The following is a 16,126-nucleotide window of genomic DNA, read 5'->3' on the forward strand; positions in this document are numbered from 1 at the left end:
AAACATGGGCGGGCTTTTTATGGGCGATGCGCCAGCTTGAGGCGTGTCGCTATACGGGGGCCTACTGTGCCGCTGTGTCAAACGATTGCAGTAGCGACTCAGCGGCAAGAACGGCACAACGTGCCTGCTCGTGCTGCTCATGCAGGCTAAGGTAACGAGCTTCGGCCTCATCGCCGCGTGCCACGTCCCCTTGGTAAGACTGCTTCACATAGTTTGCGTACCAGATGGACTCGGTCAGGCTCAGTCCTACAAACACTTCATTGCTGTCCTGATCTTGCGACAGGGCATGGATACTCTCTAAATACGCCCGTTCACGGGGCTGAAATTCCAACATACGACTCCTTAGATAAGCCCCCATTGTAATGGGTGGGGGAAATCAGGCCAGCGCAAGGGGCAGGAGCCTGCCGTCAAGGCAGCTAAAGGGGCTGAAATGTCTGTCAGCGTATGTTTGCAAACCAGTCGTCCAAGTACCATCGACGATGCAAGGTAGCAAGGTCGTCCAGCTGGTTTTTCATGACCGCAAATATTCCCCCGGTCCAGGTGCCGAAAGCCGGCTTTCCTTGCAGATCCGTGACGTTCTCGGCAAAGGTACGGGTCAGGACGATGGGATTTTGCCAAGCGTATTCTTTGCCGATTTTCTTGAAGTATTTTCCCGATAGAGCAAATTTCTCTGTTCCTTGATAGGCCAGAATAACTTGTTCAAATGATTTTTCACGCAAGCTGTCTGCTGTCTGAAAAAGTACGCGCATGATATCGATTTGACTGGTCTCTGCCGAGAACGACCGTAGATCAAACACCAGGACATTTGGGTTGAGGGCGTACTGATAATGGGCTCTGACTTCAATTGTTTTGTTTCTATGGTCTTTATCAAGGCTCTGGGAAACGGGCTGCCAGATGGAAAAATAATTCCAGGCGAATAAAGCACTCAGTGTGCAGGTGATAAGGAAAAATGCGATGAGTAGTGTGCGTTTCATTTGTGTATCACTGAGCCGTCCTTAAAAGAAACCTTTTCAGGACGGCTCGTATCATGTTTAGCCGGGCAAACCTGCATTGTTAGACAAGGAAGTGGCGAGCAAGGTGTTTTTGTTGCGTACCCAGCCCGGGATCAGGAAGGCGTCTACCAGAACCCATACCAGTGCAACCCCCAACATGATCAGCCCAACCCCCATCACGCTGAGCAGTGCGCCCAGAATGGTCAGCACCAAAATGGCAATGGCGCTACCTGTTTTACCCATGTAAAAGCGATGGCCACCTAGCGTGCCCAGGAAAAACCAGAGCAGGTAAGTCACGCCCAGGCTTTTTTTGTTGGCATCATAAAGCATGGCTTGAGCAGTTGAGTTATTTGTAGACATATCAGGCCTCACGGTAAAAGTAAAATTACTTGATTAATAAAAAATAAGGAGCCGTAAGGCTCCTTGATTTCTCTGCTTGCTATTCGCTTTGCCACGAATTTTTTGGATTTTTTATTTTTCCTGGAATCCGCATTATTTTTAAAAAAATCAGTTTTTCTGGTGTTGTTTTTAAAAATTGTCTTGGCGATTATAGCGACTTGGCCGTCTGTGTTGTCTTTGTGTGCTGGGTTGTGGTTTTTAAGCTTGTCGGTTTCTATAAGATTTTGATGATTTTGCCTTACGAATAATTTTCTGCCCGGGTTTTCGGATTGATTAGGCGGACTCAATTAAAGGTTTCAACTGCTCGCCAAAGCGGGCTTATGGATGCCTTGTTCAGGCTGGCATCGTCACCTTTTTTAAGCGATACGCCAACGCCGGCCGTGTCAGCCCCAGTCGTCGTGCTGCTTCTGAAATATTCCCGTTCGTTTTCTTCAGCGTCAGCTGGATGATTTGTTCTTCCAGGTCGTCCAGGTTGAAGGGCGTTTCCAGCAGGTTCTCCAGATATTGCGTCTGGTTCGCGCTGAAACAGGACTCTTTCGCCATAAAGCCTTGCGTATTCAAACTGCTCAAATACTGCAAGGCACTTTTCTGCTGCGGGAACAGGTGGTGAGTTTCGATTTCGTGATTGTGCTCGGTCAGGATGACGCCACGTTCGATCATGTTTTCAAATTCGCGGATATTGCCTGGCCAGTCGTATTGCATCAGTAATTCACGGCTGCGGTCGCTCACTCCCAGCACGTGCTTTTTGTACATGCTGGAGTATTTGTTCAGAAAGTATTCGGTCAGCAGCGGAATGTCTTCTTTACGCTCGCGCAGCGGCGGAATGTGAATGGGAAAGACATTCAGGCGGTAGTACAGGTCGGCACGGAAGGTGCCTTTCTGTACGGCTTCGGCCAAATCTTCGTTAGTGGCCGCCACCACGCGCACGTCGATATGGCGAGTGTTCTCATCACCCACGCGTTCCAGTTCCTGTTCTTGCAATACACGCAGCAGGGCGGCTTGGGACCGTGGCGATAGCTCCACGATTTCATCCAGAAAGATGGTGCCGCTCTGGGCACGCTCAAAGCGTCCGGGGCGGGATTTATGTGCGCCGGTATAAGCGCCTTTCTCGACACCAAACAGCTCTGACTCAATCAGCTCCGGGGGAATGGAGGCACAGTTCACTGCAACAAAGGGTTGATCAGCCCGGTCGCTGGCGGCGTGCAGGCCGCGTGCGAAAGCTTCTTTCCCTACGCCGGTTTCCCCCAGCAGCAGCACGGAGACTTTGCTTTGCGCCGCCTTTTCCAGCAGATGACAGGCGGCCTGGTAAGCGGCGGACTGACCAATGGAGTTGGGCAAGGTGAAGTTGGCGCTGGAGTGCTTGAACTCCTGTTCGCGCAACTTCACCAGCTCACATCGCAAGGCAAACAGTTCGTCCTGGACTGGATCGGGCAGCATGAAACGGTCAATCTCGGGGTCATCATCTTCCCATTCCTCGGCTGGCTTGCCCACGATCTTGCAGTGGCTATGGCCCATGGCGCCGCATTGGGTTTCTTTGTAAATGATGCTCTTGCCCATATAGAAGCTGGTGTAGCCGCTGGCATAGCCCAGCAAGCTCCAACAGACCGGCTCGCTGGACTGGCCATGTTCTTTCTGGTGATTGCTGACTTCATAGGAGTCAAACCAGTCAAATTCGCCGTAGTACTGGCCTGCGTCGCGGTCAAAGGTCAGGGCGGTGGGCACGACTTTGACCATGCCGCGGATGGTGTGCATTTGCGGGCCGGCCAAAAAGGTCTCTTTCAGTGACAGGTCCGGGCGCACTTTTTGTGAGACCTCGGCATCTTTCATGCCCGCGTGGTAGCCAAAGCGCATCAGAAAGTATTTGGCGCGCTCGCTGCCCAAAGAGGCAATCAGTTCCTTGCGTAGCTGGCCAAAACCGCTGGCGTGCAGCAAGAGCATGCGCTGCTCGCCAAACCATATTTTGCCTTCCCGCGCATCAAAACGAATGGCGTCGATCAGGTCCTGACTTAATGGCAGTGTGAGTTCAGTAGCCCCCATGGCTGTCTCCATCCTGTGATTTCTTATTGTGGTTTTGAGTGTTCTAAAACCAGTATGCCGCCTGTCTTTCTAGTGACTCAAGGAAAACATAATAGTGTCCAGAGGACGGATAAAACGGATTTTTCTAAGGTTTTACCCTAACTCAGCATTTGATGAAAACGGCGCTAAGCACTTGATCAAATGATCAATTTTCCTGCCGTCACCCCTTCGCAGGCCGCATTCCTTCTAAGCCGGGTTTCACCTATCTCTTTAATCCTAAAGGGTTAAATCCTTCAAATTTAAAGTTGGCACGCGGTTTGCTATGAACAGGCTGTGGACACTCATGCAACAGCTTGATCAGGAGGAGAACAGATGTCAGACACGAGCTTGCCCACTTTGACAAAGTACGTACGCGTACGCAGTCCGGCCAACGCCCGTTTTGTGGAATTTGATTTTGCCATCGGCCAGCCGGACCTGTTTGTGGAACTGGTCATGCCCCCGGCGGCGTTTGAGCAGTTTTGTCTGCAAAACAATGTCCAGCCCATGAGCGATGAGCAAATGCGGGTCAATGACGAGAACGAAGAGAAATGGCGTTTTGGTTATGACACTTTGGTCGGCAACAGTCGTCAGGCTGAAGCCCAGTAGGTTTTATTCAGGAGAACAAGAGGATGACATTAGAAATTAAAACGGCCAGTTTGCAGCCCGTGCGGCAAACCTTTGCCAACGTGGCCCGCCGCTTTGGCGAAAAACCGGCCACGCGCTACCAGGAAGCCACATACGACGCCCAGGCGACGGCCAACTTCCATTACCGACCCCTGTGGATGCCGGACAAGACCCTGAACGACCCCACACACACCGCCATTCAAATGAAGGACTGGTATGTGTTCCGTGACCCTCGTCAGTTCTACTACGGTGCTTACGTGCAAAACCGTGCCCGCATGCAGGAATCGGCTGAAACCAATTACGGCTTTTTTGAAAAGCGGGAACTGGCTCAGTATCTGAGCGAGGACGTCAAAGCCAAGGTCACCCGCTTGCTGCTGCCTTTGCGTCACATCGAGCAAACCGCCAACCTGAATTTCATGTCCGGCTCGGCTTACGGGTATGGCACCACCATTACCCAAGCCTGTCTCTATGCCGGGATGGACTCGCTGGGTATGGCGCAATACGTCTCCCGTATTGGGCTGCTGATTGATGGCAATAGCGCCGATTCCCTGAGCCAAGCCAAAGAGGCCTGGATGCAGGATGCGGCCTGGCAAGGTCTGCGCGCCTTGTGCGAAAAAACGCTGGTCCAGAAAGACTGGTTTGAACTGCTGTTGGTGCAGTCCTTGTTGATCAATACCGTGGTGCATCAAGTGGTGTATCAGGGTCTGGTCGCGGATCTGGCCAAGGAAGGCGGCCGCGATCTGGATATGCTGCTGGAGTTCATGCTGGAGTGCCATAAAGACCTGTCCAACTGGAGCGATAGCGTCTTCAAGATCGCGGCGGCTGAAAGTGAGGAAAACAAGCAGCAACTGCAAAGCTGGCTGAATCAGTGGCTGCCACAAGTGCAAGCCGCCTTCATGCCGTACATCCAGGCTGCCTTTGCCGACCAGGCGGATCAGGTCTGGGAGCAAGCGCAGGAAACCATTGCCAAACGCGTCACTAAAGCAGGCTTGGGCCTGGGTGGAGAAGCCTGATGACATCCAAGGTTTATATCGGTCTGCAAGACAACGACATGTCGCGCTACATCGTCGAGGCCATCGAAGAAGACAACCCGGACGCCACGGTGATTTATCAGCCAGCCATGATTCGCATTGAGTGCGTGGGCCAGCTGACCGTCAAGCGCGAGACCGTGGAAGAAAAGTATGGGCAGCAGTGGGACATGCAGGAGCTGCATCTGAATCTGATCACCTTGGGTGGCAACGTGGATGAAGATGAAGACCGCTTGTTTTTGCACTGGAACAGCTAAATCAGAAAAGGGGGCAACATGGCCACGAAAAAACTAAATATCAAAGACAAATATCGCTATCTGACTCGTGATCTGGACTGGGAATTCAGCTACCAGGATCGCAAGGACGCCTTCCCCTACGAGGAGTTTGAGGGCATCAAGATTACCGATTGGTCCAAATGGGAAGATCCGTTCCGTCTGACAATGGACGCGTACTGGAAATACCAGGCCGAAAAAGAAAAGAAGCTGTACGCCATTTTTGATGCCTTCGCGCAGAACAATGGCCAGATGAATATTTCCGACCCGCGTTACTTGAACGCGATCAAGGTGTTTCTGACCGCGGTGACCCCGCTGGAATACCAGGCTTACCAGGGCTACTCCCATGTGGGCCGTCAATTCAGCGGCATCGGCGCACGTATTGCGTGTCAGATGCAGTCGATTGACGAGCTGCGTCACGTCCAGACGCAGGTTCACGCCATGAGCCACTACAACAAGTTTTTCAATGGCTTCCAGGACTGGAGCCATATGCACGACCGGGTCTGGTACCTGTCCGTGCCCAAGTCTTTCTTTGAAGATGCCCGCGCTGCCGGCCCCTTCGAGTTCCTGCTGGCGATCAGCTTCTCCTTCGAGTACGTGCTGACCAACCTGCTGTTCGTGCCCTTCATGTCGGGTGCGGCCTACAACGGCGACATGGCTACGGTGACTTTCGGTTTCAGCTCGCAGTCTGACGAAGCACGTCACATGACGCTGGGCCTGGAAGTGATCAAGTTCCTGCTGGAGCAGCACGAAGACAACGTGCCTATCGTTCAGCAGTGGATCGACAAATGGTTCTGGCGCGGCACCCGCCTGCTGTCCGTGGTCGGCATGATGATGGATTACATGCTGCCTAACAAGGTCATGTCCTGGAAAGAAGCCTGGGAGGTTTATTTCGAACAGGCTGGTGGTGCACTGTTCAAGGATCTGGCCCGCTACGGCATCCGCATGCCCAAGTACAGCGAAGTGATCGAAAAAGAGAAAGAGCACATCTCGCACCAGGCCTGGTGGATCTTCTACAACTTCGGTCACGCTGCCGGTTTCCACACCTGGATCCCTAGCGACGAGGAATTGGATTGGTTGAGCGCCAAGTACCCCGATACTTTCGACAAGTACTACCGCCCACGCTGGGAAATGGCCAAGAAGATGGAAGCCGAAGGCAAGCGCTTTTACTCCAGCGGTCTGCCGCAGCTGTGTCAGGTATGTCAGGTGCCCATGACCTTTACCGACATGGAAAAACCCGACGAAATTACCTACCGTCAAAGCCAGTACAAGGGCGAGCGCTATCACACCTGCTCGGACGGCTGCCGCGACATTTTCGAGCACGAGCCTGAAAAGTACATCCAGGCCTGGCTGCCAGTGAACCAGATCCTGCAAGGTGGCTGCGGTGGTCCCGAGCTGGAGAAAATCCTGAGCGACTACTACCAGTTGAACGTAGGTGTCGACAATATGGACTTCAAGGGTTCGGTGGACGAAGCGCGCTGGAACGAATGGAAAGGAGTGACGGCCTAGTCACGCGAGAAAAAGGGCAGTGCCTTGGTGGGCACTGCCACTACCTATAAAAATTGGAGATCAATATGGCAGTTACTGCAATTACCCCGGACTACCAAGGCTATGCGCGCGACCAGCAGTCGCACTATGGCGACAGCATGTTGCTGTATATCGGCTGGGACGAGCACCTTTTGTTCTGCTCGGCCAAGGCCTTTCTGGTTCAGCCCGACATGACCGTGTCCCAGATGATCCAGCAACTGTTGCCTGCCGGCTTTGCCCAGCATCCTGACTTTGAGCAGATCGAATGGAGCAAGGTGCAATGGAATTTGAATGGCGAGGCGGTTGAACTGAATCCTGACGACACCCTGGGGTCCAAGGGCTTTGATCACAAATCCTTGTTGCGTTTCAAGACCCCTGGCCTGAATGGCTACAAGGGTACGGGCGTATAAGAGGCGGAGGCAGCAATGACGTATCAGGTAACCGTAGAACCCACAGGTGATGTGGTAGAGGTGGAAGATGGACAAACCTTGTTGGACGCTGCGTTGCGACAAGGGGTTTGGTTGCCTTTTGCCTGTGGACATGGCACGTGTGGCACCTGCAAGGTGCAGGTGCTGGAAGGCTATGCAGACGCAGGCGATGCGTCCAGCTTTGCCTTGATGGATTCGGAGCGGGACGAAGGCAAGCTGCTGGCTTGCTGCTGTCTGCCCGAATCCGATATGGTCATCGAGGCCGACGTGGATGTGGACCCGGATTTCCAGGGCCTGCCTGTCGAGGATTATCAGGGCAAGGTCGTCCTGATTGAAGACTTGTCGCCCACGATCAAGCACATCCGTCTGGAGCTGGATCGTCCGATGGCGTTTCAGGCCGGGCAGTACATCAACCTGCATGTGCCGTCCATCGACAGCACCCGTGCTTTCTCCATCGCGAATCCGCCGTCCATGAGCGGCATTATTGATTTGCATGTACGTAAGGTAGAAGGGGGCGCCGGCACGACCTGGCTTCATGATGAACTGCAAGTGGGGCAGTCTCTGGATGTGTCTGGCCCTTATGGTCAGTTCTTTGTGCGCAAGTCCGACCCGCAAGGCGCCATTTTTATCGCGGGTGGCTCGGGCCTGTCCAGCCCCGAATCCATGATTATGGACTTGCTGGAAGAGGGCGATACCCGTCCTATTTATCTGTTCCAGGGTGCGCGCAATAAAGCCGAGCTGTATCATGCGGATCATTTCTATCAACTAGCTGAAAAGCACGACAATTTCCACTACATTCCGGCCTTGAATGCGCCTTTGCCGGATGATGCCTGGGAAGGCTTTGTGGGCTTTGTGCATGAAGCCGTGGGGCAGTTCTTTGAGCAGCGTTGCTCGGGTAACAAGGCCTACTTGTGTGGCCCGCCCCCTATGATTGAAGCGGCCATTTCCACTTTGATGCAAAGTCGCCTCTTCGAGCGCGATATTCACATGGAACAGTTCCTGACAGCCGCAGATGGTGCTACTGGCAAGGTGCGTTCGGCGTTGTTCAAGCGCATCTAAGCGGTCTTGGCTGACTGCCGACCGGACCTTTTTCCAGCGAAAAGGTCTGCTCCTGGTGGTCGCGAACGCCGTGCCTTTCTGGCCTTGCAAGAAGTGTTAACGACGCTTTGCAGGGCCTTGTTGTATTAGACGGTGGCGGCTTTGCCGTCTGACCGTATCAGCGCAAGCAGGTGAGGCAGAAGGTTTCGCTGCAAGCCTGAGCAGGCCAGTTGCTCATAGGCTTGCAGCCATCAACAGGGTGGCGGCCCGTTACTCAAGGCGCTGTGTCCCGGAATCAGCCAGGGCGGTTTCTCCGCATACATTTCCTCAATAAAGGCATGCATCTGGGCGATGTACCAGGAATTGTCGTTTTTCCTGTGGCTGAAAATAATGGGCGAAGTCACTTTCTCGTCGTCAATCAGCCGGTAGACCAGATCACTGCGTATCTGTGCGGCTGAAGGAATCAGGCACAAGCCCACGCCGCCCGCGACCAGTCCCATGGCCGTCTGCAACTCCAGTACTTCATGCACTTCGGTGGGAAAGATGGCGTTGTCATGCAGGATATTCAGCACATGATCGGCAAAGCTGGGGCGTGGGGACTTGGGATACACAATAAAGGCGTGATCGGCGATGACCTGCAAGGACACCGGCCCCCGATCCTTGGCCAAGTCAATTTTCGGCGGAATTGCCAGCACCAGGCGCTCTTCACGCAAGACAGTACGGCACACCGCGCTGTCATGAATACGCACACGTCCAAAGGCAATATCAATGCGTCCGGCGCGCAAGGCGGCGATCTGCTGGCTGCTGGTGAGTTCCAGAAAGTGAAAGCGGATATCCGGGTAGGCGTGGCGGAATTTCTGAATCAGGATAGGCAGACCGCCGTACAAGGTGGAAGCTACAAAGCCAATCGACAATTGCGGGCGCTGGTTCAGGCCGACTTCGGTGGTCGCCGCTTTCATGACCTCCACACGATTGAGCAATTGCAGGGATTGTTCGTAAAAAATGCGGCCCGCTTCGGTTAGCTGCAGGGGGCGGCTCTCCCGTGACAGCAGCAAAACATTGAGCTCTTGTTCCAGCAACTGAATCTGTCTGCTGAGTGCAGGTTGGGCAATGTGCAACTGCTCGGCAGCGCGAGTGAAATTGCGCGCTTTGGCGACCGCAACAAAGTAGCGGATTTGTTTCAAGTCCATATGCTTTGCCCGTGGTCCAGGTCCAGAAAATCCGGACCAATATATCACCTATCTCGACCATCCAAGCTTCAAGCATATACCTGACAAGCTCTAGGGTTAACGATAGGTTTTGTTTTTCATGCTCCACAAGCTGCTGATTTTATTGGAAAAAAAATAAACTATAGCATTTTGCTATGGAGCGGGACCGATATTGTATTGGAAGCCTGCTGGAGCAAAGACTGTAATGAACGTCATGCAGAACAGCCCCGAATTTCCTTGTGAAAGTGGGCTGGGCAATATCGGCCCGACGGTGTCCCTATCGGGTTTGAATCAGGCTCAAGGCTAAGCCAGCAATACGCTGCCACGAGTCAGTCCGGTCTCAATCCGGAGCGATTTTTCTTTTCTATCACGCGTACTTGCTATGCCTTCATGGGCATGGGCAGGGACGGCTGCAACTCTCATAAAGGCCACATTATGTCAGTCCTTATGGATAAAACCAAAGATATCAGGCACTTGCTTGATACCGCCCTGGAAGAAAACCAAGAAACAGGCGTGTATCGCTGCCGTCGTGACATCTTCACGAATCCGGATCTGTTCGAGCTGGAGATGAAGCATATTTTTGAAGGCAATTGGGTCTACCTGGCGCATGAAAGCCAGCTGCCCAATGTGAATGATTACTTCACTACCTATATTGGTCGTCAACCCGTGTTTTTGACGCGTGGTAAAGACGGTGGCTTGAATGCCTTTATCAATGCCTGTGCTCACCGCGGCGCCATGTTGTGCCGCCGCAAGCATGGCAATAAAGGCAGCTTTACCTGTCCTTTCCATGGCTGGACCTTCAATAACGCGGGCAAGCTGCTCAAGGTCAAGGACGAGAAAAACACCCAGTATCCCGAGCAGTTCAATACCGAAGGCTCGCACGACTTGAAGCGTGTCGCGCGCTTTGAGAACTATCGCGGCTTCCTGTTTGGCAGCCTGAACCCGGATGTGGTGTCTCTGGACGAGTATCTGGGTGAAACCAAAGTCATCATCGATCAGATCGTAGATCAAGCCCCTGAAGGTCTGGAAGTGCTGCGTGGCAATTCTTCCTATATCTACGATGGCAACTGGAAACTGCAGATGGAAAACGGCGCGGATGGCTACCACGTCAGCAGCGTGCACTGGAATTACTCCGCCACCATGGGTCGCCGAAAAGAGGGCGGCACGCAAGCGGTGGATGCGAACGGCTGGAGCAAGAGCCTGGGTGGCGTGTATGGCTTTGATTACGGTCATATCTTGCTGTGGACCAAAACCATGAATCCAACCGTGCGTCCGGTCTACGAGCATCGCGAGGAGCTGAAGCAGCGTCTGGGCGAGGACCGTGCCGAGTTCATCGTGAATCAGACTCGCAATCTGTGCCTGTACCCGAATGTGTATCTGATGGATCAGTTCTCTACCCAGATTCGGGTAACGCGTCCTATCAGTGTGGACAAGACGGAAGTCACGATCTACTGCTTTGGTCCCAAAGGGGAAAGCGCTGAGCAGCGTGCCATCCGTATCCGTCAATACGAAGACTTTTTCAATGTGTCCGGCATGGGAACGGCAGACGATCTGGAGGAGTTCCGTGCCTGTCAGGAAGGCTATGCGGGTATTGCGGCGCCCTGGAATGATTTGAGCCGAGGTGCGCCTTTGTGGGTGCACGGGCCGGACGAGAATGCCAAAGCCATGGGCATGAAGCCCTTGATCAGTGGCGGGCGTAGTGAAGATGAAGGCTTGTTTGTCTGCCAGCACGAGTACTGGGCCAAGACCATGAGCCAGGCGTTAAAAGCAGAAAACGGGGAGGCCTAAGCCATGAACGCAACGTATCACTCTATTTGCGCTTTCCTGTATCGCGAAGCCCGCTTGCTGGATGACCGTCAGTGGGATGAATGGCTGGAATGCTATAGCCCCAACGCCCAGTACTGGATGCCTTGCTGGGATGATGATGATCAGTTGACCGAAGATCCGCATAGCGAGATTTCCTTGATCTTCTATCCCAACCGTAACGGTCTGGAGGATCGGGTGTTCCGCATCAAGACCGAGCGCTCCGGTGCCTCCACACCAGAGCCACGTACCGCTCACATGCTCAGCAATATCGAGATTCTGGCCGAGCGCGATGGGCAGGTGGACGTCCGCTACAACTTTTTGACGCTTAACCATCGCTACCGGGTGACGGACCAGTTCTTCGGCACGATTTACCTGACCTTGTCGCCTCAGGAGCAGGGCTGGTTGATCGAGCAAAAAAAGGTAGTGCTCAAGAACGACTACATCCGTCAAGTGATTGATGTGTATCACATTTAAAGCCGGGGGTTAGTCGTGAACAGCTATCGTATTGCGCTGAATTTTGAGGACGGTGTCACCCGTTTCGTGGATTGTGGGGAACACGAAAAAGTGCTGGATGCCGCTTATCGCCATCAGATCAATCTGCCTATGGATTGCTCGGACGGGGTGTGCGGCACCTGTAAATGTCAAGCTGAAAGTGGTCAGTATGAGCAGGGCGATGACTACATCGAGGATGCCCTGACGCAAGAAGAAGCGGACAAGGGTTTGGTTCTGACCTGCCAGATGATTCCCAAGTCTGACTGCGTGATTGCTGTGCCGATTTCATCGGGTGTGTGCAAGACCGCCGTGGCCAAGTGGCGGGGGCAGGTATCGGAATGCCGTCAGTATGAGGATGCGGCTTACGAACTGAAGATTGATGCGACTGATGAAGCCTTGCCTTTCCTGCCTGGGCAGTACGTGAATATCACGGTGCCTGGCGGGCAGGCGCATCGCTCCTATTCCTTCAGCTCTGCGCCGGGCGAGCCGCGTTTGAGTTTCCTGATCAAGCAAGTGCCGGGAGGCCTGATGAGTTCCTGGCTGGCGGCGCAGCCGCTAGGCCAGCAGGTAGAAATGACCGGGCCTTTGGGTAGTTTTTATCTGCGTCAGGTAACGCGCCCCTTGCTGTTCCTGGCCGGTGGCACGGGTCTGGCGCCGTTCTTGTCCATGCTGGAAGTGCTGGTCAAGCAAGGCTGTACGCAGCCTGTGCATCTGGTCTATGGCGTCACCCGTGATCAGGATCTGGTGATGCTGGCAGAGCTGGAGTCCTTTACTCAGCGTTTGCCCGGATTCAGCTACACCACCTGCGTGGTGGACCCGGAATCCCGCCATGAGCGCAAAGGCTACGTCACCCAGCACTTGGATCCGGCGCATTGGCATGACGGGCAGGTGGATGTGTACCTGTGCGGGCCGCCACCCATGGTGGATGCCGTCAGCCAGTTCATTGATGCGCAAGCCCATGCTCCCGCGAATTTCTACTACGAAAAATTCATTACCAGCCAGTAAATGCATTCAAGCAATGCCCCTTTGCGGGGCGTCCTGTGCTGGATGACTCCTACAAGGAAAGATCATGACTGCGCCTGTGCGTTTTCATCAAAAAGTGGCCATTGTGACGGGCGCGGCCCAAGGCATTGGCCGTCGTGTTGCCGAGCGCTTGCAGGCTGAAGGAGCCTGGGTATTGGCCGTAGACCGATCCGAGCTGGTGCGGGAACTGGCCAGCGAGGCGGTCCTGACACTGGAAGTGGATCTGGAAACCGTTGAAGGTGCTCAGGCTGCGGCCCAGGCGGCGCTGGATAAATGGGGACGTATTGATATTTTGATCAATAACGTCGGGGGCACGATCTGGACGCGCCCTTACGAGCACTACACACCGGCACAGATCGAGGCTGAGATACGCCGTTCCCTGTTTCCAACCCTGTGGTCCTGTCATGCCGTTTTACCCAGCATGCAGGAGCAGGGTAGTGGTGCCATTGTGAACGTGTCCTCGATTGCCACTCGCAGCATTAACCGCGTGCCGTATGCAGCGGCTAAAGGGGGCGTCAATGCCTTGACCGCTTCATTGGCTTTTGAGAATGCCCAGCGCGGCATTCGGGTCAATGCTGTCTCGCCTGGCGGGACCGAGGCTCCGCCACGGCGTATTCCCCGCAATACCCAGAACCAGGACGATCCCCAAGAAGCGATCTGGTATCAGCAGATTGTGGATCAGACCGTGGCCAGCAGTTTGATGAAGCGTTACGGCAGCCTGGATGAACAGGCCGCCAGCATTTTGTTTTTGGCCTCGGATGAGGCGTCGTATATCACCGGCACTGTCTTGCCAGTAGGAGGCGGCGACCAGGGCTGATCAAACGATGCAGGCGGCTTGTAGAGCGAAGGGCATCAAGACAAAAAAACTCCATTTGGGGGAGACAAATCATGAAAACACTAGACGTTAATGAAGTGATTGAGCAGGCGCGCTTCGGGCGCTTTCACTGGATGGTGATGAGCCTGTGCGCCTTGTTGTTGATATTCGATGGCTATGACTTGTTTATTTACGGTGTGGTTTTGCCGGTGCTGATGGACGAGTGGAATTTGACGCCGGTGCAAGCTGGAGCCTTGGGTAGCTACGCCTTGTTTGGCATGATGTTTGGCGCGTTTGTATTTGGGCCGCTGGCAGACAAGATTGGCCGTAAAAAGGGCGTGACGATCTGCTTTGCCTTGTTCAGTCTGGCGACCTTCCTGAATGGCTTTGCGAGCTCACCGACCGAGTTTGGTGTCTACCGCTTTCTGGCCGGCTTGGGCTGTGGCGGCTTGATGCCCAACGCTGTGGCTTTGATGAACGAGTATTCGCCCAAGCGCTCGCGTAGCACCTTGGTCGCCATCATGTTCAGCGGCTATTCATTGGGTGGCTTGTTGTCGGCAGCGATTGGCATTTACATGCTGCCTCGCTTTGGCTGGCAGTCCATGTTTTTCTGTGCAGCCATTCCGTTGTTGCTGCTGCCGTTTATTGTCTGGAAACTGCCAGAGTCGCTAGCGTTTCTGATGCGCCAGGGGCAAGAGGAAAAAGCACGCCGCATTGTGCAGACCTTGGCCCCAGAAATGGGTGTGGCCCCGGATACCGTCTTGACCTTGCACGAGCGGAAAAAGGCGGGTGTGCCCATGCTGGATCTGGTCAAGGAAGGGCGCTTGCTTGGCACCTTGATGATTTGGGTGGCGTTTTTCTGCTGCCTCTTGATGGTCTATGCCCTGGGTTCCTGGTTGCCAAAATTGATGGCCAACGCGGGCTATAGCCTGGGTTCCAGCCTGTCCTTCCTGGTGGCCTTGAACCTGGGCGGCATGTTTGGTGCGATTCTGGGTGGTTGGCTGGGGGATCGTTTCAGCTTGCCTAAAGTGGTGGCCTGGTTCTTTCTGGTGTCGGCGGCGTCCATTACCTTGCTAGGTTTCAAGAGCCCGACTCTGGTGCTGTATGTGTTGATCGTGATTGCCGGTGCCACCACCATTGGCACGCAGATCCTGCTGTACGCCAATACGGCGCAGTTCTATCCCTTGTCCATGCGCTCCTCGGGCTTGGGCTGGGCGTCAGGAGTGGGGCGAATCGGTGCGATTGCCGGGCCTTTCCTGGGCGGCACGCTAATGGCGGCCAAGTTGCCCTTGCAGATGAACTTCATGGCCTTTGCCGTGCCGGGTGTCGTGGCAATGCTGGCTTTCCTGATGTTTATGGTGTCCTTGCGTTCATCGCCCAAAGTGGCGCTGAATGCCGTGGCCGGTTGAGAGGGCTGAATTTTAAAGCTGACTGGAGTAAAGTGCATACACACTGTTTTCAATCGACGAATGCCAGCCTTTCAAATTGAATGGCTGGCATTATCTATGGAGCCTGCCGGAATCATGACCGCTAGTAGTCTTTTGCTGTTTCTGCCCGCCTGTTTTGCCCTGAATATGGCCTTCGGACCTAATAATCTGCTGTCCATGACGGTAGGGGCCAAGCAAGGGGTGTCGACTGCCATGGTAGCGGCCATGGGGCGTCTGGTCGCCTTTGCCATCATGATTGTGGTGGCGGCCTTGGGAATGGGAACCTTGTTGATGGTTTCGGAGACGGCCTTTACCGTGGTCAAGCTTGCGGGAGCGGCGTATCTGATCTGGCTGGGTATCAAGGTGCTGCGTGCCAGTAGCAAAACATCAGCAGAGCAAACCGAGGTGAGCAAAAAAGATATCTGGGGCCTGGTGCGCCAGGAGTTCTTTGTGGCTATCGGCAATCCTAAAGCCATTCTGATCTTCACCGCCTTCTTCCCGCAGTTTGTAGATATGAACAACTATTGGGTTAGCTTCATGACACAGGGTGTGATTTTCCTGCTGCTTGAAGTGATCGCGATTGCGGCGTATGCCTATGTAGGCACTCGTTTGTCCGGCGTGATGCAAAATGCGCGTGGTCTGCGTTGGGTGAACCGCATTAGCGGCAGCATGATGATAGGTTTTGGCGTGATCCTGGCCATGGCTCGACGCTCCTGATGTAAGCCCCGATCTGGGGCACAAGTCGGAAAATAAAAGGCTCTCCTTGCGAGAGCCTTTTTGATGTTTCTATTTGTACAGGGTAAACACAGAATATGCTATTTAGTGCTTGAAGTTTGTAAATTTTTTGTTAGGATAAAAATTCGTTCTAGGCTTTCTCGATTAAATAAACAGCAGGAGGTTTGGATATGAATGACACGCCCATGAACTGGCCCAGTGATTTTCCGAGCAAACACGATTCAATATAAAACCTCAAAAAAAACGGAGACCGTTAAC

General features: G+C 53.8%; 18 protein-coding genes. 12 read left to right on the forward strand and 6 right to left on the reverse strand.

The window, feature by feature from the left end; genetic code table 11:
* Positions 1-61 precede the first annotated feature (61 nt).
* The 5 genes from D0C27_RS11340 to D0C27_RS11360 all read right to left on the reverse strand — a co-directional run bounded on the left by D0C27_RS11340 (position 62) and on the right by D0C27_RS11360 (position 3,428).
* A complete protein-coding gene (locus D0C27_RS11340) occupies positions 62-334 on the reverse strand; it encodes a hypothetical protein (protein WP_035267745.1) in 273 nt (90 codons plus the stop codon).
* Between the two features lie 103 nt (positions 335-437).
* Positions 438-974: a hypothetical protein gene (locus D0C27_RS11345; protein ID WP_137431025.1), complete on the reverse strand. Its 537-nt coding sequence runs from the start codon at positions 972-974 to the stop codon at positions 438-440.
* A 57-nt stretch (positions 975-1,031) separates the two neighbouring features.
* A complete protein-coding gene (locus D0C27_RS11350) occupies positions 1,032-1,352 on the reverse strand; it encodes a TM2 domain-containing protein (protein ID WP_026482708.1) in 321 nt (106 codons plus the stop codon).
* A gap of 8 nt (positions 1,353-1,360) precedes the next feature.
* Positions 1,361-1,678: a hypothetical protein gene (locus D0C27_RS11355; protein ID WP_137431026.1), complete on the reverse strand. Its 318-nt coding sequence runs from the start codon at positions 1,676-1,678 to the stop codon at positions 1,361-1,363.
* Positions 1,679-1,724: 46 nt separating this feature from the next.
* Positions 1,725-3,428 (reverse strand): sigma-54-dependent Fis family transcriptional regulator, encoded by a 1,704-nt coding sequence (locus D0C27_RS11360; RefSeq protein WP_035267740.1) that lies wholly within the window; start codon positions 3,426-3,428, stop codon positions 1,725-1,727.
* 351 nt (positions 3,429-3,779) lie between these two features.
* Between D0C27_RS11360 and D0C27_RS11365 the strand changes: the two genes are divergently transcribed.
* From D0C27_RS11365 to D0C27_RS11390, 6 genes are all read left to right on the forward strand, one after another.
* The gene (locus tag D0C27_RS11365) at positions 3,780-4,052 is read left to right on the forward strand and encodes a phenol hydroxylase subunit (RefSeq protein WP_009454452.1); all 273 of its coding nucleotides are present in this window, start codon (positions 3,780-3,782) and stop codon (positions 4,050-4,052) included.
* 23 nt (positions 4,053-4,075) lie between these two features.
* A complete protein-coding gene (locus D0C27_RS11370) occupies positions 4,076-5,083 on the forward strand; it encodes an aromatic/alkene monooxygenase hydroxylase subunit beta (protein WP_060185807.1) in 1,008 nt (335 codons plus the stop codon).
* Positions 5,083-5,355, forward strand: a complete 273-nt coding sequence (locus D0C27_RS11375) for an MmoB/DmpM family protein (RefSeq protein ID WP_003800437.1) — start codon at positions 5,083-5,085, stop codon at positions 5,353-5,355. Before D0C27_RS11370 ends, D0C27_RS11375 begins: the two co-directional genes overlap by 1 nt.
* Before the next feature lie 18 nt (positions 5,356-5,373).
* Positions 5,374-6,879, forward strand: a complete 1,506-nt coding sequence (locus tag D0C27_RS11380; RefSeq protein ID WP_021446663.1) for an aromatic/alkene/methane monooxygenase hydroxylase/oxygenase subunit alpha — start codon at positions 5,374-5,376, stop codon at positions 6,877-6,879.
* A gap of 65 nt (positions 6,880-6,944) precedes the next feature.
* Positions 6,945-7,307, forward strand: a complete 363-nt coding sequence (locus tag D0C27_RS11385; RefSeq protein ID WP_035267737.1) for a phenol hydroxylase subunit P4 — start codon at positions 6,945-6,947, stop codon at positions 7,305-7,307.
* A gap of 15 nt (positions 7,308-7,322) precedes the next feature.
* The gene (locus D0C27_RS11390) at positions 7,323-8,384 is read left to right on the forward strand and encodes an NADH:ubiquinone reductase (Na(+)-transporting) subunit F (protein WP_035267734.1); all 1,062 of its coding nucleotides are present in this window, start codon (positions 7,323-7,325) and stop codon (positions 8,382-8,384) included.
* Positions 8,385-8,614: 230 nt separating this feature from the next.
* On the opposite strand, the gene D0C27_RS11395 is transcribed toward D0C27_RS11390, so the two are convergent.
* Positions 8,615-9,553 (reverse strand): LysR family transcriptional regulator, encoded by a 939-nt coding sequence (locus D0C27_RS11395; protein WP_026482703.1) that lies wholly within the window; start codon positions 9,551-9,553, stop codon positions 8,615-8,617.
* Positions 9,554-10,006: 453 nt separating this feature from the next.
* On the opposite strand from D0C27_RS11395, the gene D0C27_RS11400 reads away from it, so the two are divergent.
* From D0C27_RS11400 to D0C27_RS11425, 6 genes are all read left to right on the forward strand, one after another.
* Complete coding sequence (locus D0C27_RS11400) at positions 10,007-11,359, forward strand: Rieske 2Fe-2S domain-containing protein (RefSeq protein ID WP_115633580.1); 1,353 nt, start codon at positions 10,007-10,009, stop codon at positions 11,357-11,359.
* A 3-nt stretch (positions 11,360-11,362) separates the two neighbouring features.
* Positions 11,363-11,851 carry a benzoate 1,2-dioxygenase small subunit gene (benB, locus tag D0C27_RS11405; protein ID WP_009454444.1) on the forward strand — a complete coding sequence of 163 codons (489 nt, stop codon included), beginning with the start codon at positions 11,363-11,365 and terminating at the stop codon, positions 11,849-11,851.
* A gap of 15 nt (positions 11,852-11,866) precedes the next feature.
* The gene (gene benC / locus D0C27_RS11410) at positions 11,867-12,874 is read left to right on the forward strand and encodes a benzoate 1,2-dioxygenase electron transfer component BenC (protein WP_137431027.1); all 1,008 of its coding nucleotides are present in this window, start codon (positions 11,867-11,869) and stop codon (positions 12,872-12,874) included.
* A gap of 64 nt (positions 12,875-12,938) precedes the next feature.
* Positions 12,939-13,709 carry a 1,6-dihydroxycyclohexa-2,4-diene-1-carboxylate dehydrogenase gene (locus D0C27_RS11415; RefSeq protein WP_035267721.1) on the forward strand — a complete coding sequence of 257 codons (771 nt, stop codon included), beginning with the start codon at positions 12,939-12,941 and terminating at the stop codon, positions 13,707-13,709.
* A gap of 71 nt (positions 13,710-13,780) precedes the next feature.
* The gene (locus tag D0C27_RS11420) at positions 13,781-15,115 is read left to right on the forward strand and encodes an MFS transporter (RefSeq protein WP_137431028.1); all 1,335 of its coding nucleotides are present in this window, start codon (positions 13,781-13,783) and stop codon (positions 15,113-15,115) included.
* A 114-nt stretch (positions 15,116-15,229) separates the two neighbouring features.
* Positions 15,230-15,850, forward strand: a complete 621-nt coding sequence (locus D0C27_RS11425; RefSeq protein WP_031232112.1) for a LysE family translocator — start codon at positions 15,230-15,232, stop codon at positions 15,848-15,850.
* The last annotated feature ends 276 nt before the right edge of the window (positions 15,851-16,126 follow it).

Source organism: Alcaligenes faecalis (assembly GCF_005311025.1).
Classification (GTDB): Bacteria; Pseudomonadota; Gammaproteobacteria; order Burkholderiales; family Burkholderiaceae_B; genus Alcaligenes; species Alcaligenes phenolicus.